This is a genomic window from Neisseria montereyensis (assembly GCF_024834045.1).
GTDB classification, from domain to species: domain Bacteria; phylum Pseudomonadota; class Gammaproteobacteria; order Burkholderiales; family Neisseriaceae; genus Neisseria; species Neisseria montereyensis.
This window is the reverse complement of sequence record NZ_JANUXW010000001.1, coordinates 351,481-375,036: the sequence shown is the minus strand read 5'-3', so window position 1 is coordinate 375,036 and position 23,556 is coordinate 351,481. Positions and strand designations below refer to the sequence as shown.

21 protein-coding genes are annotated in these 23,556 nt (G+C 42.5%); 10 read left to right on the top strand and 11 right to left on the bottom strand.

Features of this window, described 5'->3' with window-relative positions; all coding sequences use genetic code 11:
* Window positions 1-29: 29 nt before the first annotated feature.
* The 5 genes from NXS09_RS01685 to NXS09_RS01665 all read right to left on the bottom strand — a co-directional run bounded on the left by NXS09_RS01685 (window position 30) and on the right by NXS09_RS01665 (window position 5,530).
* On the bottom strand, window positions 30-743 hold the full coding sequence (locus tag NXS09_RS01685; protein WP_259290827.1) for a PoNi-like cognate immunity protein: 714 nt from the start codon (window positions 741-743) through the stop codon (window positions 30-32).
* A gap of 57 nt (window positions 744-800) precedes the next feature.
* Window positions 801-1,703, bottom strand: a complete 903-nt coding sequence (locus NXS09_RS01680) for a hypothetical protein (RefSeq protein ID WP_259290826.1) — start codon at window positions 1,701-1,703, stop codon at window positions 801-803.
* An 83-nt stretch (window positions 1,704-1,786) separates the two neighbouring features.
* A complete protein-coding gene (locus NXS09_RS01675; RefSeq protein ID WP_259290825.1) occupies window positions 1,787-3,355 on the bottom strand; it encodes a DKNYY domain-containing protein in 1,569 nt (522 codons plus the stop codon).
* Window positions 3,356-3,457: 102 nt separating this feature from the next.
* Window positions 3,458-3,880: a hypothetical protein gene (locus tag NXS09_RS01670; RefSeq protein WP_259290824.1), complete on the bottom strand. Its 423-nt coding sequence runs from the start codon at window positions 3,878-3,880 to the stop codon at window positions 3,458-3,460.
* A gap of 66 nt (window positions 3,881-3,946) precedes the next feature.
* Window positions 3,947-5,530 carry a DKNYY domain-containing protein gene (locus NXS09_RS01665; protein WP_259290823.1) on the bottom strand — a complete coding sequence of 528 codons (1,584 nt, stop codon included), beginning with the start codon at window positions 5,528-5,530 and terminating at the stop codon, window positions 3,947-3,949.
* 337 nt (window positions 5,531-5,867) lie between these two features.
* Between NXS09_RS01665 and NXS09_RS01660 the strand changes: the two genes are divergently transcribed.
* Window positions 5,868-7,250, top strand: a complete 1,383-nt coding sequence (locus NXS09_RS01660) for a phosphomannomutase/phosphoglucomutase (RefSeq protein ID WP_259290822.1) — start codon at window positions 5,868-5,870, stop codon at window positions 7,248-7,250.
* 83 nt (window positions 7,251-7,333) lie between these two features.
* On the opposite strand, the gene NXS09_RS01655 is transcribed toward NXS09_RS01660, so the two are convergent.
* The 5 genes from NXS09_RS01655 to argB all read right to left on the bottom strand — a co-directional run bounded on the left by NXS09_RS01655 (window position 7,334) and on the right by argB (window position 12,824).
* Window positions 7,334-7,855 (bottom strand): PqiC family protein, encoded by a 522-nt coding sequence (locus NXS09_RS01655; protein WP_259290821.1) that lies wholly within the window; start codon window positions 7,853-7,855, stop codon window positions 7,334-7,336.
* Window positions 7,855-9,513 carry an intermembrane transport protein PqiB gene (pqiB, locus tag NXS09_RS01650; RefSeq protein ID WP_259290820.1) on the bottom strand — a complete coding sequence of 553 codons (1,659 nt, stop codon included), beginning with the start codon at window positions 9,511-9,513 and terminating at the stop codon, window positions 7,855-7,857. The genes NXS09_RS01655 and pqiB overlap by 1 nt, the downstream gene beginning before the upstream one ends.
* The gene (locus NXS09_RS01645) at window positions 9,506-10,831 is read right to left on the bottom strand and encodes a paraquat-inducible protein A (protein WP_259290819.1); all 1,326 of its coding nucleotides are present in this window, start codon (window positions 10,829-10,831) and stop codon (window positions 9,506-9,508) included. The genes pqiB and NXS09_RS01645 overlap by 8 nt, the downstream gene beginning before the upstream one ends.
* 306 nt (window positions 10,832-11,137) lie before the next feature.
* A complete protein-coding gene (locus NXS09_RS01640; RefSeq protein ID WP_259290818.1) occupies window positions 11,138-11,821 on the bottom strand; it encodes an SIR2 family NAD-dependent protein deacylase in 684 nt (227 codons plus the stop codon).
* Between the two features lie 106 nt (window positions 11,822-11,927).
* Window positions 11,928-12,824, bottom strand: coding sequence for an acetylglutamate kinase (argB, locus tag NXS09_RS01635; protein ID WP_259290817.1), 897 nt, complete (start codon window positions 12,822-12,824; stop codon window positions 11,928-11,930).
* A gap of 303 nt (window positions 12,825-13,127) precedes the next feature.
* Between argB and NXS09_RS01630 the strand changes: the two genes are divergently transcribed.
* Entirely contained in the window at window positions 13,128-14,534 is a 1,407-nt protein-coding gene (locus tag NXS09_RS01630; RefSeq protein WP_259290816.1) for an SLC13 family permease, read from the top strand.
* A 253-nt stretch (window positions 14,535-14,787) separates the two neighbouring features.
* Here the strand turns inward: NXS09_RS01630 and NXS09_RS01625 are convergent, their stop codons facing one another.
* Window positions 14,788-15,699: a LysR family transcriptional regulator gene (locus tag NXS09_RS01625; RefSeq protein ID WP_259290815.1), complete on the bottom strand. Its 912-nt coding sequence runs from the start codon at window positions 15,697-15,699 to the stop codon at window positions 14,788-14,790.
* A gap of 295 nt (window positions 15,700-15,994) precedes the next feature.
* Here NXS09_RS01625 and NXS09_RS01620 point away from each other — a divergent pair, with 295 nt between their 5' ends.
* The 8 genes from NXS09_RS01620 to purF all read left to right on the top strand — a co-directional run bounded on the left by NXS09_RS01620 (window position 15,995) and on the right by purF (window position 23,529).
* Window positions 15,995-16,309 carry a DUF485 domain-containing protein gene (locus NXS09_RS01620; protein WP_259290950.1) on the top strand — a complete coding sequence of 105 codons (315 nt, stop codon included), beginning with the start codon at window positions 15,995-15,997 and terminating at the stop codon, window positions 16,307-16,309.
* Between the two features lie 2 nt (window positions 16,310-16,311).
* A complete protein-coding gene (locus NXS09_RS01615; protein ID WP_259290814.1) occupies window positions 16,312-17,991 on the top strand; it encodes a cation acetate symporter in 1,680 nt (559 codons plus the stop codon).
* 103 nt (window positions 17,992-18,094) lie between these two features.
* The gene (locus NXS09_RS01610) at window positions 18,095-18,454 is read left to right on the top strand and encodes a hypothetical protein (RefSeq protein ID WP_259290813.1); all 360 of its coding nucleotides are present in this window, start codon (window positions 18,095-18,097) and stop codon (window positions 18,452-18,454) included.
* Window positions 18,455-18,457: 3 nt separating this feature from the next.
* The gene (locus tag NXS09_RS01605) at window positions 18,458-18,895 is read left to right on the top strand and encodes a protein YgfX (protein ID WP_259290812.1); all 438 of its coding nucleotides are present in this window, start codon (window positions 18,458-18,460) and stop codon (window positions 18,893-18,895) included.
* A 76-nt stretch (window positions 18,896-18,971) separates the two neighbouring features.
* Window positions 18,972-20,264 carry a bifunctional tetrahydrofolate synthase/dihydrofolate synthase gene (gene folC / locus NXS09_RS01600; protein WP_259290811.1) on the top strand — a complete coding sequence of 431 codons (1,293 nt, stop codon included), beginning with the start codon at window positions 18,972-18,974 and terminating at the stop codon, window positions 20,262-20,264.
* Window positions 20,265-20,279: 15 nt separating this feature from the next.
* Window positions 20,280-21,476 (top strand): SPOR domain-containing protein, encoded by a 1,197-nt coding sequence (locus tag NXS09_RS01595; protein ID WP_259290810.1) that lies wholly within the window; start codon window positions 20,280-20,282, stop codon window positions 21,474-21,476.
* Window positions 21,476-21,973: a CvpA family protein gene (locus NXS09_RS01590; protein WP_259290809.1), complete on the top strand. Its 498-nt coding sequence runs from the start codon at window positions 21,476-21,478 to the stop codon at window positions 21,971-21,973. The genes NXS09_RS01595 and NXS09_RS01590 overlap by 1 nt, the downstream gene beginning before the upstream one ends.
* 17 nt (window positions 21,974-21,990) lie before the next feature.
* Complete coding sequence (purF, locus tag NXS09_RS01585; RefSeq protein ID WP_259290808.1) at window positions 21,991-23,529, top strand: amidophosphoribosyltransferase; 1,539 nt, start codon at window positions 21,991-21,993, stop codon at window positions 23,527-23,529.
* The last annotated feature ends 27 nt before the right edge of the window (window positions 23,530-23,556 follow it).

The window sequence follows — 23,556 nt, the reverse complement described above, 5'->3', positions numbered from 1 at the left end:
GTTAAATGTTCTCTTAATTCCATAATCTTTTATTTAAAATGTACCATATCATAAGGATAGTATTGTTGGTCTTTCAAAATGCTATCGTCTAAATTTAAGATTTTAACTAATGCACCACTTTCAAAACTCCAATAACCGAAAAACGTATTTGCTTTACTTTTGTGGTTATCATACCAATAAGTGAGTTTCATACTGTTATACCAATCTTTTTCTAAGTGGTTTTTTAGCGTAGTAATATCTTTGTTTTCTATTAATTTCTTAAAAAAACCAAAGTGTTTTGGATAGGTTAAATCATTAAATATCGTCCTATTTGATATTTTTGCTTGAATAATATATTCCAATAAATAATCACGTCTTTTACTATTGTCTAACACTGTAACAATACGCTGATAATTTTCTATTTCTAAATTTAATAAAATTCCTAAAGACAGCATCCATAGCACTAAAACATAATTATCAAAATGAATATTGTCAGTAGGTGTGTCGCCTTTGTCTTTCCAACCTTTTTCAAATTTCTCAATAACAGATAAAAACTCATTTTTTAGTTTATCTAACTGATATCCCGATGCGTATTTTGCAATAAGCAAATGTAGTGACGTTGTAAAAATCTTTCTTTGAACAGACGCAACCCTATCAGGATTTGTTCTCCCTACCCGAATTCCTTCTTCAAAATAATCAATATCATCAGTGTGTGTTTCTATATATTGATTAAAATATTTCTCATCTTTAATATTTATTCTCATTTTTTTATATTTTTATTCTCTTAAAAAGCGGTCAGATTATCATTAAATTTTACAAATCTATAAATCAAATTCAATCGTAGGATTTTCTTTTTTTAGTTTTGCTTTACATTGTTCTACGATTTCCTCTTTTGGATAGGGGATTATTTGATTAGGAAACTGATTTATTTTAAGAGTCATCAACTCATTATCAGGGGTATAATCTACCAATCCTAAGTCTTTTCTAATGAATAACCACATTAAAATTTCAATAGCAAAAATAAAATAGTCTGAACTTGTAAAATCCGGACTAAACTCATTCCCGTTTTTATCTGTTTTTACATATTCATCGGAATTATTGATATGAAAATCGGATAATTTATCAACCAATTTGTTTAATAAATTACTATCATTAGTATCCCAATTATCGAGTACTTCTTTGTAAATTTTCAAATCAGAAGGATAATACAATTTCTCTCTATCCAACTCTATTTTTTGCCATTTGCAAAACAATTCCAACATAAACCAACTATGAATAGGTTTACTCACTCCGCCTTTGTAGTGTTTGCTATTTATATTTTTAAGTAGAAAATTACCATATTCGATAGCCTTTTCTCTCCAACCTAAATAAAGCATTTGCCCTAAAACTTTGACTGCTTTATGCAAAGGAACAGCTGAATCATAGGTTTCAACCAATTTACCTATAAAAAAATCCCAATTATTGCTTTCGATACTAAAAAGTGTACTTTTCGCTAAATAATTGTAGTCTACACTATCATTGTTTATATAGTGATTAATAAAGTTCCAATGATTCCATACCGAAAGCCTATCAAAAGCAAGAGAGGGGACGCCCCTGCCTTTTTCATTCTCTAAATATAAGTTCAGATTTTGCAGAGGTTGCTCTCTTTTTGATTCTCTTAGCTCTGTCAGTTGATATTCTTTTTTTTGTTTTGTATATACTAATGATTTAGTTAAATTTTTCATTTTGATTTTTTATTCCTTTTTATTCTGTTTAAAAGCGGTTGGATTGTTGCTAAATTTTGCAAATTATTCACTTTTTAGCATTTTTAGTTTTTTCTTTGCTCTTTGCTCTTTTTCTTTTTGCGAAGTCTGTAAAAATTAGCGGCAATTCCACATACAATGATTAACGCAAAAAGATAGGGGAATATAGGTCGATAAAGCACTGTTTTGGCTTTGGCTATGGCTATGGTGTTATATTCCGCTAGTTTAATTTCGTCATTGTCTTCTAAGCGATGAATGAGTTGGCTTGGGGAAAGTCCGCTATCCTTATTGTGTAAAGTATTTTCCGCAATTTGTTTATTTTTAAACTCATAAATGGTGTGACGAAATCCTTGGCTTTCTCCATATTCATCAAAGTAGAAATAACGCTCTCCATTTTGCCAAATAGTGCCACTATTTATTTCACCTAATTTTATCCATTCGCCCTTTAAATCCCCGTCTAATTCATTGATGGAGGTTGTGATAGACGCCAATCTTCCGCCGCCTCTTCTCGCAGAACCACTTGACCAAGTTTCATAAGCATCAATAAATAGGGTTTTAGTTCCATTTGAGAAAACCAAGGGGGCGATTTCAGTATAGTTTTGATTATAAAAAATATTGTCACCCAATCTTTCTATTTGATTTTCATTGTGTTCTAAAACTGCCAAATTTGTAAAAATATTGTCGCCTAAGCTTTCTATGTGTTCTCCCCTTGCGTTGTAAAAATAGATACCATTTTTACTTAAAAATAAGGCGTGATAAGCGTGGCCTGCGTATCGGCTTAAGAGGGTATAGGGGGCATTTTGTTGCTCAAGTGCTCTATCTTCCATATAGACCATGCCGTTCATTGGGTTAAAAAGATATTCCTTTCTAAATCGAGTAGTATTGGGGTTAAAAGAATACAGCTGTTCGTTGTATTTCAAAGGTAATAGCTGGTTTTTATAATAAACGTGTTCGCCGTCGGTAAAATAAAAATAACTTTGCCTATGGCTACCGTCTTCTGTTTGCTCTTTGACTTCCGTTAGCGTTTGCCAATTAGCATCTTTCATCACATTGCCTTGGTAATAAACAAAATGTTCATCAGTGATAATGGTATTGTGCAGATTAGGGATAGCATGATAGGGGGTGTTACTTTTGGATAATTTGCTGAAAGGATAGAACTCCGTTTGAGTTTTTGGAACATCAAAAAATTGGAATTGAATTTCTTCCCAAATCACCTGCCACCAAACTCTGTTGTCTTCATCAATGGTGTTGCTTTGACAATAATAGGTGGCGTTTCCATCAGAGTAATAATTATTGCCTAATGCAACGGTTTTTTGAGGGTCTAAATCAGGCAGTATTTGATTACCACAATAGACGTGATTTTTATCTAAAGCGATATGGTTATCTTCCCGCTTATCGCTAATGGCTCGAAATGTAGCAATATCGGCATCGGGAAGTTTATATTGATGGGAAAGGTAGATTTCCCCTTCGTATTGTGAAAAATTGTCGAATAATTCTTTATCGTCTGCTATTACTCCATTGTTATTAAATGATTTTATTAATAGAATAAACAGTACAATAGCAATACTCCAAATGAATATTGCTAAGGCATAACTAATTGGTTTTTTAATGGGGGATGTAGGTTTTTCTTTCATTTGTTTATTTTTTGATAATAACTAAAATTTATCAATCTCCCAAATCATATATTTTACCTACTGCCTGACCGATGATGTCTATATAGGTTTTGGTATCAACTATCAATTTCTCCAATTTGAACCCAAAAGATATACATACATACAAAAAATACCTGTAATAACTAACAATAGTAAAGAAATAACAAGTAGTATTTTTGCTAATGTATTTTCTTTATCTTTTAAGGATAAGATAGATAATCCTAATGGAATTAGAAAGAGTATTGGAAAAAATATAACAATAATTTCAGGTAAAATGAATATCCACCCTACTAACAATAGGATAGGGGTGATGATTAGCATTGCTGTTAGTATGCTTTTTTTATTTTTTAGAAATAAAAACGATAATAATATTGAAATGATGAATAGAATGAAAAAATTATCGTAGAAAGATATCCCTCTATCTTCAAAAACAGATAGGATATTTTTGAGAATAGCGAGAATAGTTGCTATTGAAACGATATTAAAAATTTTACTTTTATTTTCCATAGTATGATATTTAAAATATAATGATTTTGTGTTTATTCTATCAAGCTGTCGTTGTTGTTTGCATTTTTACAACTTTTTCCGTTTTTTTCTATGCCCTGATATCGTTATTATCACAATGCCTAAGAACATAAAGACCATAATATAATTAAAATTGATATATTTCTTCAAAAAATAAGCCATTTTATCAGGTGTGGAAAAGGCTTCTAACTTTTCATTAAATTTAACAGGGATTAAATCTCCTTTCTCTAACAATTCTTTTGCTTTATTTTCTTCATGACTACTTTGTAATAACTCTTTGGCTATTTGTTCGTTTTTAATTTCATAAATAATGTTTCTAATGATTTCAGCACTTTCTCCTCGTTGTAAATCACTGATTTTCTCACTAATCAATCTCTTTAAATCATACTCGTCAAAATAAAAATAACGACTGCCATTTTTCCAAACACTTCCATTTCTTGTTTCTCCTATTGGCTCCCAATTGTTATTTAATCCTGCGTCTAATTCGCCGATAAAAGTGGCATAATAGGTTGTTCCAATGCCACCATTTTTATAAGCATGGTAGTGTTCTTCTTTGGTGCTTATAAAAAGTGTTCGTTTGCCATCTGAAAAAACCAAAGGGGCGATTTCTTTAAAATGTTGATTAAGGAATAAATTATCCCCCGCTCTTTTTACCTTTTTACTTTCATCATCATAAAAATAAATTCCATCATTACTTGAAAATAAACCATGATAAACATTATCGTTATAACTACTGGTAGGCGAATAGGGGGCATGGTCTTTATCAAAGGCAAAATCAGCTATATACACCATGCCGTCTTTGGGGTTAAGGATATACTCCTTTCCAGCATAAAAACCACTCATAGCAATAGAATAAATTTCATCGTTATAAGGCAAAGCTAATTTTTGATTTGTGTGATAAATATGTCTGCCGTCGGAAAAATATTGCCTACTTTCAGCAATCATACCATTACTTCTTATCATTCTTAATTGAAATAAACTTTGCCAATTGGCATCTTCCATTAAAAGGCCATCGTAATAAACCTGTTGGCCATTCGTCAGTACCTTAAATGTTGGAACAGAGGCAATATTAATGTTTCCTTTTATTATAGGAATTACATCAATAGTGGCTAAAAAATAAGGGGAATCACTTTTAGGCAATTTCACAAAAGGATAAACTTGATTTGGCGTTTGCTCATAGTTAAAAAGTGAATGCAAAATGATTTCAGGCACTTCTTTCCACCAAGGCAAAGATTCATTTCTAATATAACCTCCCCCACTATAATAAGTGGTATTTCCATCAGAATAATATCCACTGCCTAAGGCAACGGTTTTTTTAGGATCTAAATCAGGTAATATCTGGTAGCCTGCATAAACATGGTTTTTATCTACTGCAATATGTTTATCACCATTTTCTTTATCTAAAAGTCGAAAAGTCGCAATGTCCACATCGTGTACTCGCCAATAATCCGCATAAATTTCACCTTGGTATTTGTAGAAAACGCCAAATAAATTTTCCCCTGCCTGTCGTGGATTTACAGATTCCGACGGAAATGCCAGTATCCGCACAAAAACAAACATGGACACAAATACAGGAATAAGCAGAAGTAGCTTTTTCCAAAATAACGACGATTTGTTTTCTTGTACTATCATTTATTATTTATTCCATTTCTCAAAATAGCGCATTTTTCATGCAGACTATAAATCAAAATATTATAAATTACGCCAAAACAATAGTATTTTTTGAAAAAACTACTCATTTCGACTTAATAAAACAACGAAAAATTTTATAGGGTATGTTTATTTAATCTCCGTAAACCATGACTTATACAATGCTCAAAAAAGGTTAACCCTCCCCTTTAACCTATGGTGATATGTTACAATTTTAAAAATATTTCCCCATTTAATTATATTAAATTCGCATAAAAATCATACACTTTATTTAAAACACATATGATTTTGAATGCACTATCAAACAAAGGAATTCTTTATGGCAAATATTGCATCGGATATTTTTAAGGCTTATGACATTAGAGGAATTGTCGGCAAAACCCTCACTAATGAAGCAGCATATCTCATTGGTAAAGCGGTTGCCGCAAAAGCGGTTAAACAAGGTATCTCTAAAATTGCGGTTGGTCGCGACGGTCGTTTGAGCGGGCCGGAATTAATGGCTGAAATCTGCCGTGGTTTAACCGAAAGCGGCATCAATGTATTGAATGTCGGCATGGTCGCCACACCGATGCTCTACTTTGCCGCGGTGCAAGAATGTGACGGCAGCGGTGTGATGATTACCGGCAGCCACAATCCGCCCGACTATAACGGCTTTAAAATGATGCTTGGCGGCGATACCTTGGCAGGAGAAGCCATTCAGGAATTATTGGCCATTATCCAGCAAGACCGGTTTGTTTCAGACGGCCAGCAAGGTACGGTTACCGAACAGAATATTGCCGAACAATATCAAAATTATATTACCAGCCATATCAAACTGAAACGCCCGATGAATATCGTTATTGATGCGGGCAACGGTGTGGCCGGAGCGTTTGCCGGCAATCTTTACCGCTCACTCGGTTGCCGCGTAACCGAGCTATTCTGCGACGTGGACGGTCATTTTCCCAACCATCACCCTGATCCGGCCAAGCCTGAAAACCTGCAAGATATTATTCGTGAATTGAAAAACAGCGATGCCGAAATCGGCCTTGCTTTCGATGGCGACGGCGACCGTTTGGGCGTAGTCACCAAAGAAGGCAATATTATCTACCCCGACCGCCAATTAATGCTGTTTGCCCAAGATGTCCTCAGCCGCAATGCCGGCGCCAAAGTGATTTTTGATGTGAAATCCACCCGCTTGCTGGCGCCTTGGATCAAGCAACATGGCGGCCAGCCGATTATGGAAAAAACCGGTCATAGCTTTATCAAGTCTTCGATGAAAAAAAATCAGGCGCTGTTGGCCGGAGAAATGAGCGGCCATACATTCTTTAAGGAACGCTGGTTTGGCTTTGACGACGGCCTTTATGCCGGCTGCCGTTTATTGGAAATCTTATCGGCAAGCGACAATCCTTCCGCCGTACTCAATGCACTGCCGCAAAATATTTCCACGCCCGAAATCAATATCAAACTGCCTGAAGGTAGCAACGGCCATAAAATTATTGAAGAACTGTCCCAAACGGCAAAATTCGAAGGCGTTTCCGAAATCATCACGATTGACGGCATGCGAGCAGAGTTTTCAGACGGCTTCGGCTTAATGCGTGCTTCCAATACTACACCTGTTTTGGTATTGCGCTTTGAGGCAGACGGTGAAGAAGCCATTAAACGGATTCAAAACCAATTCAAAGCCGTGATTGAAAGCCACCCTGCTCTGCATTGGCCGTTATAATCCGACATAGCAATCACACTATTGATATATGCTAAAGAGGCCGTCTGAAAATATTTTCAGACGGCCTCTTCATTTATTTAACATTAATAAAGCATAGCACCTGCCGCTTTATCCAAACCTTGGTTTAATGATTCCACCATCGCGGTATAACCATCACCATTTTGCACCGTTTCCACATGGAACGGACGGCTCTGCCCGTCCGGCCACAAGGCATAGCCGCTCACTAAAGTTTTACCGGCAAAGCTGCCTTGAAAAGCTTCTATATAAACTTTCATCACCTGCATACTGCTGCTGCGGCTTGCCGGTACGAAAGTATAACGACTACTCAAACGGTTGAGTTTATTACTCAAGCCCGAAGCCAAGGCATCATCCAATGATCCCGCCCACAAATGATTACGGGCAAAATTCACATGATAGGCATCGGTTTGATATACCAAACCGCCATTATTTAAAGGCTCGGCCAACAAGACTTTTACGGCAATTTCACTACGACCGTTGCCCGGATGTTGGTACTGGCTGTCCGGCAAGGTGAAATATTGCGTGGGGGTGGTTGTGCTGCATGCACTTAATGCGGCCAAAGCACCGACTAACAATAATTTACGCATCAACGGCTTCCTTTCGGTATCGGGTCTTTAACATTGCTGTTGAAAATGAATGAATTGGGTTTCTCTTTTAATTGGTTTAAAACAGGTTGTGCATCTTTCAGCGTTTTATCGATGCTGTTCAACGTGCTTTGTACATCACCATATAAAGGCGATTGCGGTGAAACCCCTTTCAAGGTTTGGCGCAGTTCGCTCAATGTTTGATTCAACTCTTGAGGAACATTTTGCGTTTGCGGCTTATTGATTAAAGCATTCGCTGATTTTAAGGTTGCTTTTAGCTCACCCAACGAACTATTCAACTCGCCAACGGTTTTTTCCAACGGTAATTTATTGAACTTCTCAAGCAAATTGCCCAGTTGTGCCTGCAATTGATCCAAGCCGCCGTTACGGGTGGCAATCACAACGTTACCGTTATAACGGGCAAACGGCTTGAGCTTACTACCGGAATCCGGCGTATCGTCCAGCTCAATCATCTTGCTGCCGGTAATCAGATTATTACTGGCAATCACTGCAGTCAGCCCTTTGTTTAAGGCCGTCTGAAAATGACTCTGCCAATATTGTTTACTTTGTGCATCGGCATTGATTTCCATACGCTCCGGTTCAATACGGATACGCACCGGAATCCAACCGTTTTCAAACAGTTTCAAACTGTCGCCGTCGGCAAAATAAGGAACTTCTGCCACCGCACCAATATTCAGGCCTTTATATTCAACAGGTGCACCCGGCGCCAAACCGCGTACACTTTGTTTGAAGAAGGCCGTGTAATACAGCGAGCGTTCGGTCGGCAGATTATCAATATCGGAACGGCTATTATATAGTTCGAACGTATCACCGTTAACAGCCGGATCACCTTTATTGCCATTGGGCGATGCAAACACAATCGCACCGGAAAGCAATGCCGGAATCGGTGCCGACCTAATATGTACCCCGCTGCCGGTGGTTTCGATATTAATACCGTTTTGCAACCAGAACTGACTGTTTTGACCGACTAATTTATCATTAGGGCTTTCGATAAAAATGGTGTAGCTCACCGTTTGATCTTTTGGTGTAAATTCGGCACTTTCCACGACGCCGACACTGAAATCTTCATATAAAACCGGACTACCCACGCCCAACATTTTATCATTCATGCCAATCAGTTTGAGGCGCAACCCGTTTTGGCCGATGGCCGTCATTGGCGGAATATCCAACACCTTAAACTCATATTTCGTTTCTTCGCTCTTGCCCGGTGTAAACGCAATATAAGCACCGGAAACCAAAGTATTCAGACCAGATATACCGCTTTCATCGAAGCGCGGTTTCACTACCCAAAACTGGGTGTCTTCACGCATCATGTCTTTGGCATCGGCCGTTAGCCTAACGGTAACTTCCACACCTTCACGGTCTTCCTGCAAACGGATACGCTTCACCCGTCCGACTTCGACGCTCAACACTTTCACCACGGTATTATTCACCTCAATACCGTCGGCACTGTCCATCAGTAGGGTTACTTCCGGCCCCGTGTTTTGGATTTCCTTCATCAACAGCCAGCCGCCGGCAATCAGTGCAATCAAAGGCACCAGCCAGATAATGGAATTAAAAATATTGGTTTTTTTCACCACAGCAGGAACAGGTCTATATTCAAGCTGCTTATTAGGTTGTTGTTTATTATCGTTACTCATATGTATATGTTGTATCGGGCACGTTTTCAGACGGCCTATTGGTTATTGTTTCAGAATGATAAAACTTATCCCATAATAATCGCGGATCAAAGAAATAGGCGGAAAGCATGGTTAATATCACCACCAAACAGAAATAAATCGCCGCCTGTCCCGGCACGACCCGTGCCACATGCGAATGGAAAGAGCTCATTAAAATAATGATGACAAAAATATCAATCATCGACCATTTACCGACCGCATCGGTAAAATGATAAATTTTCATCATGGTTTTGCCACTGGCCGGCAAGCCGTAATGTGCACTTAGGTTTAATACAATCAATAAAACGATTTTCGCACCCGGCACCAAAATACTGGCACTGAAAATAATGGCGGCAATCAATTTGTCGCCCTCTTCCCACATATAAACAATGCCGTTAAAAATCGTATTGGCCTGCACAACCGTCGGATTGGAAGAAATCATAATCGGCAACAAATTAGCCGGAATATACAATATCATTGCGGCCAGTAAAAACGCCGTCGACATACTCAAACTTTTCGGGCGCCGGATATATAAATCCGCCCCGCACACGCCACAGGTTGTTTCCGTTTTTTCCCTGAAATACAGGCAGCGGCTGCAACATACACATTTTTCCGGTGATTTACCCATGGCATTACGGCCCAAAATCAGATTGATTTTATAATAAACCCAATGTTCCGGAATCGATACGGAAGTCCGAATCAGCACCAATGCCAATGCAAACATCAGATAAAAAGCCGCACCGAGCGATACTTCCGCCACCGACGACAGTTTGATATAGGCAACCAAGGTCGAAATAAAAAAAACATCGACCATAATAAAATGGCGCAGCCGTACCAAGGTACGCGTTGCATAGCTTAATCCCGGAAACGCCTTGTCAAACAACAATGCCAGATAAACATACAAACAACACAATAAAAAAATCAATGGCGAACCGAAAGTTAAAATAAACATTACCTCGGCTAAAAAGCCGAAATCCAATACAATCAACTGCCTCATCATAGACGGCAGCGACAATATGGAAGTAATCCCGCCTAACGTAACGGTAATAAACGTCATACTGTACACAAACGCCATTAAAATCAAAGATGCGGTTGCATAAGCCAAAGGAGCGATATAAGGATTTTTACCGATACCGACAATTCTATGGTCGCATCTCGGGCAATGTACTTCCTGCCCTTTTTTCAAGCGCGGCAACGATATGCGCTGCCCGCACTCGGGGCAATCCACCGTATGCGCAGGTAAATCGGCATTCAGACTGGGCGGATAAGCCCGCCATCGGTAATGATTGATAAATTTCACTTTTTTCAGACGGCCTCACAAACAAGCCAAAGATAAAACACGCCTAACAGTCGCATAAATAGCATAAAAACACAAGTTTTTTCACAAAATTGCCGTACACATCTATCAGCGGGATAAATTCAAGCAAATGCCTACTCAAACAAAAGACTGTTAGGAAAATCAAAAGTTTATCTGTATTTTCCGGCTAGCCGGCCATGCTAATCAATATCAACTGATAGTGTGCATAACTCATACCAAATGAAATAGTTTATCAAATAACAAAGCATTCGGACGGCTTAAAATATTTAGAAACCCCGACAAACAGAACTACTGCGCACGCCGAATCAATTCTTCTACCAAAGCCGGTACGCCGTCTTTCGCTTTTTTCGGCACCACTTCCACCATACGCCCTGCCTGGCGCGGATTGGGATCGACCAAATAACATTCTGCCTGCGGCGGTGCAAATTCCAATAACGAAGCCGCCGGATAAACCTGTAATGATGTGCCGACCACCATCACGATATCGGCATCCCGCATCTGTTCCACCGCCTGCGGAAAAGCAGGCACTTCTTCGCCGAACCAAACAATATGGGGGCGGAGCGCATGACCTTTGCCGTCGGTATCTTCACGCGTCAAATCGCCCGTCCACTCCAATATTTCGTTTTCATCAACACAACTGCGCACTTTATTCAATTCGCCATGCAAATGCAGCACATGACTGCTGCCGGCACGCTCGTGCAAATTATCGACATTTTGCGTAATAATCTGCACGCGGTAATAACTTTCCAAACGAACCAATGCTTTATGAGCGGCATTCGGTACGGCCTCATTGGCCTGCTTACGCCGCATATTGTAAAAGTCCAATACCAAATCAGGATTGCGCGTAAATGCTTCAGGCGTACAAACATCGGCAACTTTATAGCCTTCCCACAAACCGCCCGCATCACGAAATGTTTTTAAACCGCTATCGGCACTGATACCGGCACCGCTGAGCACCACACATTTTTTCATTGCTTAACCTCATATTCAAATAATGGCATTGTTTTCTTTTGATGAAGGCCGTCTGAAAATGTTTCAGACGGCCTTCATCATGCCATACTGCTTCAAATAGAATCCATTAATGTTCTGCAACCTCTTGGCCCAGAATCATCGAGCCGATACCCGAATCGGTAAAGATTTCCAATAACAACGCATTCGGCACTCTACCATCGATAATATGTGTTGCACGAACGCCGTTCACTGCTGCTTCCACTGCCGAGCTGATTTTCGGCAACATGCCGCCGTATAGCGTGCCGTCGTCCACCAACTCATCAATACGTTTCGGTGTTAGATTGGTCAACAGATTGCCTTCTTTATCCATCACCCCGGTAATATTGGTCATCATCAATAATTTTTCGGCATTCAACTCTTCAGCCAGTTTTCCCGCTACCACATCGGCATTAATATTGAACGCTTCACCGTTGTGCCCTACACCGATAGGCGCCACCACCGGAATACAGCCATAGCCGATAATGCCTTTAATCAGAGAGCAATCAATACTTTCCACCACCCCTACTTGGCCGATATCCACACCATCCCGTTCCGGCGTATTGATAAACAGTTTTTTGGCTTTGATAAAATGGCCGTCTTTGCCAGTTACCCCCACCGCTTTACCGCCGTGTAAGTTGAGCAGTGAGACAATTTCTTTATTGACATGGCCGCCCAACACCATCTCGACAATATCCATGGTTTCTTCGTCGGTTACGCGCATTCCCTGCACAAATGTACCCTCTTTGCCGACCTTATTGAGCATTTCATTAATCTGCGGCCCGCCGCCGTGTACAATCACCGGATTGATACCGACCAGCTTCAGCAATACCACATCTTTAGCAAATCCCTCTTTCAAGAAAGGATCGGTCATGGCATTACCGCCGTATTTAATCACGATGGTTTTACCCGAAAAACGGCGGATATAAGGCAATGCCTCGGATAAAATACCGGCTTTTTCAGCCGGTGAAATATGTTTATTGCCCATCTCATTTCCCTAGAATTATTCGCATGTTTCAGACGGCCTATGGTAAATCATAGGCATAGCAAATACAACCGGCTAAGCATCATTCAAACCATATATACAGCCTGATACGCAGCATTTCAGACGGCCTTATCTTTCATACCTGCAACCTACCGAAAATATATACGAAAAAATACTGTTTATTTACATATTCTTTACAGCTACATCGGGTTACACTTATACTGCCGACGCGATGGAATAATCGCGTATTAATCTACCGTAAAGCAACCGCTGCTTTACTTTGACCAACCCGACAGGACCGACAGTATGAATACTGACAACCAAAACCGCCCGGAAAACGTCGAGCTGCTTAGTGCACAAGCGCCGATTACCGATTTCCGCGGGCTGATTATCACAATCATTGCCGCCGTCGTATGTTTCGGCATCTACCACATACTGCCCTACGAACCCGATGCCAATAAAGGCATTGCCGTATTGCTGTTTGTAGCCATTATGTGGTTTACCGAAGCCGTTCATATTACCGTTACCGCTTTAATGGTGCCCATCTTAGCCGCCTTGCTCGGCTTTCCCGATATGAACATTAAGACGGCTATGAGCAGCTTTGCCGACCCGACCATCTATATTTTCTTCGGTGGCTTCGCATTGGCTACCGCATTGCATATGCAACGGCTTGACCGCAAAATTGCCGTATGGTTACTGAGCCTTTCCGGCGGCAATATGAAAGCAGCCGTATTGATGCTGTTTATCGTTACCGCATTCTTATCCATGTGGATCAGCAATACCGCCACCGCCGCCATGATGATGCCCTTGGCTTTGGGTATGATGGATCACTTAGACAGAGAAAAAGAACGCAAAACCTTTGTGTTTGTTTTGCTCGGTATCGCTTATTGCGCCAGCATAGGCGGTTTAGGTACTATTGTTGGTTCGCCGCCTAACGCCATCGCTGCCAAAGCTTTGGAGTTAGACTTTTTCGGCTGGATGAAAATGGGCATGCCGATGATGCTGCTGATTATGCCGCTGATGCTGTTGGCCTTATATGTTATTTTAAAACCGAATTTAAGCGAGCGCGTAGAAGTAAAAAGCGAGCATATCCCTTGGACATTACACCGTATTATCGCTATGCTGATTTTTATCGCGGCCGCTGTTTCATGGATATTCAGTTCAAAAATTAAAGCCGCATTCGATATTCCCAACCCCGATACTGTTATCGCCCTCACTGCCGCTGTTGCCGTAGTGGTTTTCGGTGTCGCCCGCTGGCGCGAAGTGGCGCGCAATACCGACTGGGGCGTATTGATGTTGTTCGGCGGCGGTATTGCCCTAAGCAATCTGCTTAAAGTTTCCGGCGCATCTTTGGCGCTCGGCCAGCAAATTGCCACCGCTTTCGTGTTAACCCACCCCTTAGTGGTCATCTTTGCCGTAGCTGCCTTTATTATCTTCCTCACCGAATTCACCAGTAATACCGCTTCTGCCGCGCTATTGGTGCCTATCTTTGCCAGTATTGCCACCCAAATGGGTTTGCCGAAAGAAGTTTTGGTATTCGTTATCGGTATCGGTGCTTCCTGTGCCTTTATGCTGCCGGTGGCCACTCCACCGAATGCCATTGTGTTCGGCACCGGCCTGATTATGCAGAAAGAGATGATGCGCGTAGGTGTATTATTAAATATTTTGTGTGTGATATTGGTTGCGTTGTGGGCTTATACTTTTTATATATAAAACATAACAATCATCCGAAATATTTTAATGATTAGTACTTGATAAAAAAGCCGTCTGAAATTCAGACGGCTTTTTTTGATTTCGTTAAAATTTATTTTTCATCACAAAACCGAAGATTGAATCCAACAATAGATACCGCCTTTCTTATCTATATCTATCATGATAGCAAAATTAAAAAGCCTCAAATGCAATATATTTCCTAGCACCTAAAGCTTTTTAATATTATAGATATGGCATATAAAATATAGGCTTATTATTGTATTTCTTTTTCTAGATTATCCGCAGTCATCTTCCAAATATCTTGTACACTCTCTTTTAACAAACTCAATACAGGATCAGTGTCTGACTCATTCAAATAAATAAAATGCAGCGGCAATGCTTGGCGGTATTCATCCAAAATCACAATGGGTTTTCCATCTGCCTGAGCCGATTGGGCTTTTTGTTCCGGCACCATGGCAATACCGGCTCCATCACAAACCAAATCAATAATGGTTTGCGGATAATCACAAATAATCTGATGTTTAGGTGAGATTTTATATTTACGCCAGAATTGCTGCATATGTTTGCGGCTACCCGATACACCCGACATTTCAATCCAAGCATATTGCGCCAAACTTTCAGGCAGTCCGGCACGAATCGCTTGTTCATCGTCGGCATGGCAAATTAACGAATAGTGAATATCACCGAGAAAAATACTCATTAAACTACGCTGCATCACCGGACCGAGAAAAAAACCGCCGTGTAGTTTTCTATCTAATACCCGTTGTTCGATTTCACCACTCATACCATACTGGATATGCAGCAAAATATCCGGATCCTGCTCGAGAATATGGGCAGTTAAACGGGTAATTTTATCGGGTGAAACCGGATGAATCAGGCCGATATCGGCATGGGTAACATAATGCTCCCCCAATGTTTTGGCAAAACACTCCAATTTATGATGATGTTGTAGCAATACTTCAGCTTCCGGCAGAAAAACCTCTCCTGCAGAAGTCAATACCATACCGCTGGTCGTACGTTTAAATAAAGTAATATCCAAGCGCTTTTCCAAGGCCTTGATTTGTGCCGATACAGCCGGTTGGGACAAATGTAAACGTTCCGCCGCTTGAGTAAGGTTGCCTATATAAGCAACTTCGGTAAATGTTTTTAGTTGTGTGTAATCCATTGCTCTATTTTTCCCTAAGCGGTTTTTTATTACTGTATAAACAATTTGTGCGAGTTATCGCTAAAGGCCTAAAATTGCCTACAGCCATAATCTTTCTCTTTCAATTTTTAACATATTTACAGCTTTTTAGAAAGCTTATTTTAAAAAAATATTTGTTTTAAAATCAATAATTTTATATATAACCATCAAAAAAATGGATGGCATCCATAAAAAAATAAAATTAGCCATTGAAACTTTTTTTAATTTAAATCATCTTCGCTTAGACCTCAAAGGTTTTGTAAAGGAGAAGAAAAAAATGGATAAGCAAACAGCACAAAAAGTGCTCCAACATCCAAAATTCAAGCAAATGGCCAAATTGAAAGCCATGATTGGCTGGGGATTTTCCGCCGTTATTTTCATAATGTACGTTACTTACATCTGGCTGATCGGAACCCAACCCGAGCTATTCGGTGAACCGGTATCCGATGGCAGTGTCACCACATGGGGTATATACGCCGGTATATTTGTGATCGTACTTTCATTCATTACCACCGGGATTTATGTCAGCATTGCCAACGGCAAGCTTGAATCAATGACCCGTGATGTTGTACATGAAGTTCAGGGAGAATAAGCATGAATCAAAAATTATTTATCACCGCTTTAACCCTCCTTGCTTCCGGCAGTGTTTGGGCCGATGCTTTTACCGGCGAAGTGGAAAAACAACCGTTAAACGTTGCCGCGATTATTATGTTTGTGATTTTCGTCAGCGGTACGCTGTTCATTACCAAATGGGCGGCCAAACAAAACAAATCAACCAAAGACTTCTATACCGCCGGTGGCGGTATTTCCGGTTTCCAAAACGGATTGGCGATTGCTGGTGATTATATGTCTGCCGCATCGTTTCTAGGTATTTCCGCTATGGTGTACACCACCGGCTACGACGGACTGATCTACTCTACCGGTTTCTTGGTGGGTTGGCCGATTGTATTGTTCCTGATTGCGGAACGTCTGCGTAACCTCGGTAAATTTACCTTTTCCGATGTGGTTGCCTACCGCTTAAAACAAGGCCCTGTACGCGTATTTGCCGCCAGCGGCTCACTCTTGGTTGTCTTGCTGTATTTGATTGCCCAAGTTGTCGGTGCGGGTAAACTGATTCAATTGCTGTTCGGTATGAACTACACTTCCGCAGTAATTATTGTCGGCGTATTGATGGTGGCTTATGTGTTGTTCGGCGGTATGCTGGCTACTACATGGGTTCAAATTATTAAAGCGGTTCTACTGCTTTCCGGTGCTACTTTTATGGCATTCATGATTATCAAAGCCAGCGGTTTCAGCTTTGAAAACATGTTCCAAACCGCTACGGAAATCCACGACAACGGAACGGCCATTATGGCGCCCGGGGGATTGGTCTCCAACCCTGTTGACGCACTGTCTCTAGGCTTGGCATTGATGTTCGGTACCGCAGGTTTACCACATATTCTGATGCGCTTCTTCACCGTACCCGATGCCAAAGAAGCACGCAAATCGGTTTTCGTAGCCACCGGCTTCATCGGTTATTTCTACCTGTTAACTTTTATTATTGGTTTCGGTGCGATTATTTTTGTTACCAAAGACAATCCGCAATTTTTCACCACCATGGTTAGAGACGGCAAATCCGTTGTCGAAATGATCGGCGGCAGCAATATGGCGGCTATTCACTTATCCGGTGCATTGGGTGGTAACTTGTTCTTAGGCTTTATTTCAGCCGTTGCCTTTGCTACTATTTTGGCGGTGGTTGCCGGCCTGACCCTTTCCGGCGCATCAGCAGTAAGCCACGACTTATACTCTTCCGTTATCCGTCAGGGTAAAGCCACTCAAGAAGAAGAAATGCGCGTATCCCGCATGGCTACTGTAGCATTGGGTATTCTTGCCATCATTTTGGGTATTGCCTTTGAAAGACAAAACGTAGCATTTATGGTGGGCTTGGCATTTGCACTTGCCGCTTCTGCCAACTTCCCAATCCTTGCTCTGTCAATGTTCTGGAAAGGCCTGACCACACGCGGTGCGGTTCTCGGCGGTTTCTTAGGTTTGATCGTAGCCGCCGTACTGATTGTGCTTGGCCCGACCGTTTGGGTATCTGTATTGCATCATGAAGAAGCCATCTTCCCGTATAGAAATCCTGCGCTGTTCTCTATTCCATTGGCCTTTATCGCAGCATGGTTCTTCTCGATTACCGACAAATCTGAGCAAGCCGAACTGGATAAAGCAGGTTTTGAAGCACAATATGTACGTTCTATGACCGGTATCGGTGCATCCGATGCCAGCGATCACTAAACGTTAATATTTGAATCAATAGGCCGTCTGAAAACCATTTTCAGACGGCCTTAATTTTGGGTACAATGCCGGATAAATCCTGCCCCTGAAACAAGGAATTTTTATGTATTTTGTAGACCGCACTGCCGTTGTACTCAAACCAACCGCTAAATTTTTAGCCTGGCTGAAAAGCACCGATGACGACATGCCCGATTTAACACTCGAACAGTTGCGTACCAACTGTTCGGTTTTTCTGGTTCCTCAATTTGACGAGCCGGAAGCCGTTGTTACCTATTTCGACGACCGCTACCGTGAAATTTTCGAAGCCGAAATCGCCGGTTGGGACATCCCCAAAAAACAATGGCCGCAAGACATGAGCTTGAAAGCATTTTGGGAATATTTTGAAATCGAAATCCACGATATGGTATTGGATATGGAAGAAGCCGATATGGTTATCAGCCCCGTATTCGATAATATGATGTAACCCATGCAGGCTTTTCAGACGGCCCTTAAACCATCGCGTATTGCCCTTGTCATCACGGCCGTATTGCATCTATGGGCATTGTTAACCTGTATTTTTGCGTTTTACGGTTGGATGCGGATTATCGGATTGGTTTTATTATCGGCCAGTCTGATATGGGCATGGCGGAAACAAACCCTGAAACAACCTGAAGCCATACACCAAATTGCTGTTAGCAGACTCGGACAGGCTGCCGTATTTATCGGCGAAGAACAAATTGCTTTTGATGCTGTTCTTTGCGATAGCAGTCTGATTTCCCGTTATGCCTTATTTTTAAAATGGCATTTAGGTGACCGTATACTTTGGCAATTTATCCTGCCCGACATGACCGATAAAGAAAGCTACCGCCGCCTGCTTGTGTGGGCACGTTGGGGACAACCTTTATCCACTAGGCCGTCTGAATAAAATACTATCAATCAGCATACTTTAAAAAACCACAACCGCCCCTATCTGCCCACTGCTTCCGACAGACACCATCATTATGAAAACACTTAACGACTGGCTTTCACATCTTGAAACCGCACACAGCAACGGCTTAATCGATATGGGTTTATCCCGTGTCGGCGAAGTTAAAAACAAAATGAACCTTCAGCCGCAATGCCCCGTAATTGCCGTGGCCGGTACCAACGGCAAAGGTTCTGTTTGTGCGTTTCTATCGCAAATTTACCATCAGGCCGGTTTTAAAGTCGGCACGTTAACCAGCCCGCATTTATTAAAATTCAACGAACGTATCGCCATCAATACCGAACCTGTTTCCGACGAAGCCATCACGGCCTCATTCGAACGAATCGAAGCGGCACGCGGCGATATTTCGCTGACTTACTTTGAATTCAACACCCTTGCCGCTGTTGATATTTTTATGCACGAACAGGTCGACCTGATGATTCTCGAAGTCGGCTTGGGCGGCCGTTTGGATGCCGTGAATATTTTTGATGCCGATTGTGCCATCGTTACCAGTATTGATTTGGATCACCAATCCTTTTTGGGCAATACCATAGAAGAAGTTGCCTACGAAAAAGCCGGTATTTTCCGTGCAGGCAAACCGGCTATCTGCGGTCAAAATCCACCGCCCGAATCATTGCGCCGCCATGCCGAAGAAGTAGGCGCTGTTTTACTGGTTAGCAAACACGATTTCAGCTTCACCCGATTAGAGCAACAACAATGGTCGTTCCGCTTTCATCCGCAAACATCCGGCTCATTATTTTCAGACGGCCTCACACGCAACCGCAACGCCCTACCGATTCCCGCCCTGCGCGGTGCCTATCAACTCGGCAATGCCGCTTGTGCATTAGCCGCTATCGAATGCATGAACGATAAGCTACCTATTGATATCGGTTCTATCAAGCGCGGGCTTCTACTCACCAGCAACCCCGGCCGTTTTCAAGTATTGCCCGGACGACCGCTGGTCATTCTTGATGTCGGCCATAATCCTCACGCAGCCAAAGCGTTAAAACAAGGCTTAACCACCCTACCTTTCGCCAACAAACGCACGGCCGTTTTCAGCATGTTGGCCGACAAAGATATAGATAGCGTATTGGATATTGTTAAGGGTCAATTCGACCAATGGTATATTGCCCCCCTGCATCTGCCGCGCGGCATGACTAACAACGAACTGGAACAAAAATTATCGGCACACGGTATCGAAAATGTAACGACTTTTGATAATATTCAAAATGCTTATCAAGCCGCTTTGGCGGCATCCTCGGAAAATGATAGAATCACCGTTTTCGGTTCATTCCACACCGTTGCCGAAGTAATGGCAACGTTGCAATAAGGCTTTCAATTTAATATGGCAAACCACCGCAACCGCTTCCAAAGTTTAAGCGAATACGAACAATTAAAACGTAAAAACCGCCGCAGGCTGGTCGGCGCTTCCGTTTTGGTGATATGTGCAGGCTTTCTACTGGCCAAAGTATTGAACCAAAGCAGCGACAATACCGCCGCAGAGACCATCAGTATCCGTAAAGCCGACGGTTCCGTTCAGACGGCCTCATCACCCGAAACGCAACACATTACCATTACCAACCATGCCGCATCGGCCGACGATGCATCCGATTTATCCCCCGCCGCCGTTTTAGAACCCGCACCGGAAGACACCCAAACCATCGAATTGGACAATCCGCTCCTCCATCCTGCTCCGGCACCGGAATCATCCAAACCCGAAACCGTATCCGCTTTAGAAACCCAGCCCGTATCGCCCGATACTACCGCTTCCCATAATCAAGACAGCACTACGGAAGCAATAAAACCCATCCCGAATGCAGCTTCCGCCACACCGGAAACAAAGCCAACCGAAACAAAAACAGCGGTCAAAAAAGCAGATACGCCCCAACCTGAAGAAACTGCTCCGCCGCCGGTTGTCGTCATTAACAATAAAGTCGAACCCGAATCCGAAGCCGAACGGAAAGCTGCCGCACAAAAAGCACAACGGGAAAAGGCAGAAAACGAACGTTTGAAACAACAGGCCATACAACGCCAACAAGCCGAAAAGCAAAAAGCCGAAGCTGAAAAAGAACGGCAAGCAACAGAAGCGAAAAAACAAGCTGAACAACGTCAGGCCGAACAAAAAGCGCAGCGCTTAAAAGCCCAAAAACAAGCACAAGAAAAAGCAGCTGCACAAAAACGCGCAGCAGAAGCCGCACGGAAAAAACAAGAAGCCGCCAACCGTAAGGCAGCCGAAGATGCTTTAAACAACAAATCGGCCGACATTGCCGATAAAGTCGATCCTCAAGCCATTTTGGAAGCAAAAGCTTCCGCCAAGGCCAGCATTCAGCTCGGCGCATTCAGCAGCCGTCAACAGGCTCGGCAAATGCAACAAAAACTCGCCGATAAAGGTATCAGCTCTTATATCACCGAAGCCGATACCGGCAAAGGCAAAACCTTTCGTGTCCGTACCGGCAGCTATCCGACCAGAGAAGCGGCAGGTAAAGCTTTGGATTCCATCCATAAAAAAGGCTTTGACGGCATTATTATCGGACAATCCTAATGGCCATGTTTGATATTTTGGCTTTCGGCCTCATTTTAATATCCGTCATCATTTCCATGATGCGCGGAATGATTGCCGAAATCACCTCGTTATTGATTTGGATTGTGGCATTTATTGTTGCCAAACTTTATGCCGTGCCCTTTGCTGAAATGGCCTTTTCAACCGTCGAACCGCAGGCATTCGGTGTCGCCATCGCCTTTATCGTTCTCTTTATTGCATCATGGCTGGTACAACATTTATTACGCTCGCTACTCACTTCGGCTGTTAAAGCTGTCGGACTGGGCGGCATTAACCGTTTGCTCGGCGGTATTGTCGGCGCACTAAAAGGCATTATATTGGTTACCTTGGTCGTTATCGTTTGCTTATTTACCGACCTTCCCCAAAGCGAAGGTTGGCAGCAATCTTTCAGCGCAGTTTATTTTGAAGCACTGGCCAGAGTGGCCGTTCCCTATTTATCGTCTGTACTCACGGACCAAATACACTATCCAACCCCTTAAATCCCGGAGAATAAATAATGTGTGGCGTATTAGGTATGGTAGCCTCCCAACCCGTTAATCAAAGCCTTTACGACGGCCTGCAAATGCTGCAACACCGCGGCCAAGATGCGGCCGGTATCGTAACCGTAGAAGGCAGCGTGTTCCACATGCACAAAGGCAAAGGCATGGTGCGCGATGTTTTCCGCACCCGTAATATGCGCAACCTACCCGGACACGCAGGTATTGCCCATGTCCGCTACCCGACCGCAGGTGATGCTGCCAGCACGGCAGAAGCCCAGCCCTTTTATGTCAGCTCGCCTTTCGGGATCGTTTTAGCCCACAACGGCAACCTGACCAACACCACCGAACTATACGAAAACGTATGCAATAAACACCTACGCCATATCAATACCCGTTCCGATTCGGAAATATTGCTGAATGTCTTGGCACATGAATTACGCCGCGAAGTAACCGACAACGATTCGTTCCTACTGACTATAGACAATATTTTCAATGCCGTTTCCCAACTGCACAAACGGGTACGCGGCGCCTACGGCGTTGTGGCCATGATTGCCGGATACGGCCTGTTGGCATTCCGTGATCCGTTCGGTATCCGCCCATTGGTTTTAGGTTCGCAAACTGATGAAAACGGCCATAAATCCTATGCCGTTGCTTCGGAATCGGTTGCATTCAACGGCATTGCCTATGATATTGAGCGTGATATTGCACCGGGTGAAGCGGTATTCATCGGTCTAGACGGCCAATTTTTCTCACGCAAATGCGGCGGCAACGACCAACCCAGCCCCTGTCTGTTCGAATATGTGTATTTTGCCCGTCCGGACTCCGTTATCGACAACGTATCCGTGTATCAGTCGCGCCTCAATATGGGCATTACTTTGGCGGAAAAAGTGAAACGCGAACTGCCGATTGACGATATCGATGTGGTGATGCCGATTCCCGACACCAGCCGCCCCAGCGCCATGGAACTGGCGCACCATCTGGGCAAGCCCTACCGCGAAGGCTTAATCAAAAACCGTTATATCGGCCGCACCTTTATTATGCCCGGTCAGGCCACGCGTAAAAAATCGGTACGTCAGAAACTCAGCCCGATGGAAACCGAATTTAAGGGTAAAAGTGTGCTATTGGTTGATGATTCCATCGTACGCGGCACAACCAGCCGTGAAATTGTCGAGATGGTACGCGCATCAGGTGCACGCAAAGTTTATTTTGCCTCTGCCGCCCCGGAAGTACGCTTCCCCAATGTTTATGGTATCGACATGCCGACCCGTGAAGAATTAATCGCCAATAACCGCACCACCGAAGAAATTGCTCAAGAGATCGGTGCCGATGGCTGCGTATTCCAAGAATTATCAGAGTTGGAACAAGTCATTAAAGATCTGAATCCGAATATCACTGCTTTTGATACTTCCTGCTTCAGCGGCATTTATCTCACCGGTGATATTGATGAAGCCTACCTGCAAAAATTATCTGACGATAAAGCCTCTTTGCATAAAGTCACTACCGGACAAATCCATACCTCTATCGGTATTGACAATAATTCAGAAGAAGATGACTAAATACGGATTAATCTGAAACAATAAAAC

Coding starts and splice junctions, on each gene's coding strand:
- folC (WP_259290811.1), top strand. CDS start 18,972: ATGAAAACACTTAACGACTGGCTTTCACATCTTGAAACCGCACACAGC.
- NXS09_RS01655 (WP_259290821.1), bottom strand. CDS start 7,855: ATGCGTAAATTATTGTTAGTCGGTGCTTTGGCCGCATTAAGTGCATGC.
- NXS09_RS01590 (WP_259290809.1), top strand. CDS start 21,476: ATGGCCATGTTTGATATTTTGGCTTTCGGCCTCATTTTAATATCCGTC.
- NXS09_RS01630 (WP_259290816.1), top strand. CDS start 13,128: ATGAATACTGACAACCAAAACCGCCCGGAAAACGTCGAGCTGCTTAGT.
- NXS09_RS01675 (WP_259290825.1), bottom strand. CDS start 3,355: ATGAAAGAAAAACCTACATCCCCCATTAAAAAACCAATTAGTTATGCC.
- NXS09_RS01605 (WP_259290812.1), top strand. CDS start 18,458: ATGCAGGCTTTTCAGACGGCCCTTAAACCATCGCGTATTGCCCTTGTC.
- NXS09_RS01640 (WP_259290818.1), bottom strand. CDS start 11,821: ATGAAAAAATGTGTGGTGCTCAGCGGTGCCGGTATCAGTGCCGATAGC.
- NXS09_RS01660 (WP_259290822.1), top strand. CDS start 5,868: ATGGCAAATATTGCATCGGATATTTTTAAGGCTTATGACATTAGAGGA.
- purF (WP_259290808.1), top strand. CDS start 21,991: ATGTGTGGCGTATTAGGTATGGTAGCCTCCCAACCCGTTAATCAAAGC.
- NXS09_RS01680 (WP_259290826.1), bottom strand. CDS start 1,703: ATGAAAAATTTAACTAAATCATTAGTATATACAAAACAAAAAAAAGAA.
- NXS09_RS01615 (WP_259290814.1), top strand. CDS start 16,312: ATGAATCAAAAATTATTTATCACCGCTTTAACCCTCCTTGCTTCCGGC.
- pqiB (WP_259290820.1), bottom strand. CDS start 9,513: ATGAGTAACGATAATAAACAACAACCTAATAAGCAGCTTGAATATAGA.
- NXS09_RS01685 (WP_259290827.1), bottom strand. CDS start 743: ATGAGAATAAATATTAAAGATGAGAAATATTTTAATCAATATATAGAA.
- NXS09_RS01670 (WP_259290824.1), bottom strand. CDS start 3,880: ATGGAAAATAAAAGTAAAATTTTTAATATCGTTTCAATAGCAACTATT.
- NXS09_RS01665 (WP_259290823.1), bottom strand. CDS start 5,530: ATGATAGTACAAGAAAACAAATCGTCGTTATTTTGGAAAAAGCTACTT.
- NXS09_RS01610 (WP_259290813.1), top strand. CDS start 18,095: ATGTATTTTGTAGACCGCACTGCCGTTGTACTCAAACCAACCGCTAAA.
- NXS09_RS01625 (WP_259290815.1), bottom strand. CDS start 15,699: ATGGATTACACACAACTAAAAACATTTACCGAAGTTGCTTATATAGGC.
- NXS09_RS01620 (WP_259290950.1), top strand. CDS start 15,995: ATGGATAAGCAAACAGCACAAAAAGTGCTCCAACATCCAAAATTCAAG.
- argB (WP_259290817.1), bottom strand. CDS start 12,824: ATGGGCAATAAACATATTTCACCGGCTGAAAAAGCCGGTATTTTATCC.
- NXS09_RS01595 (WP_259290810.1), top strand. CDS start 20,280: ATGGCAAACCACCGCAACCGCTTCCAAAGTTTAAGCGAATACGAACAA.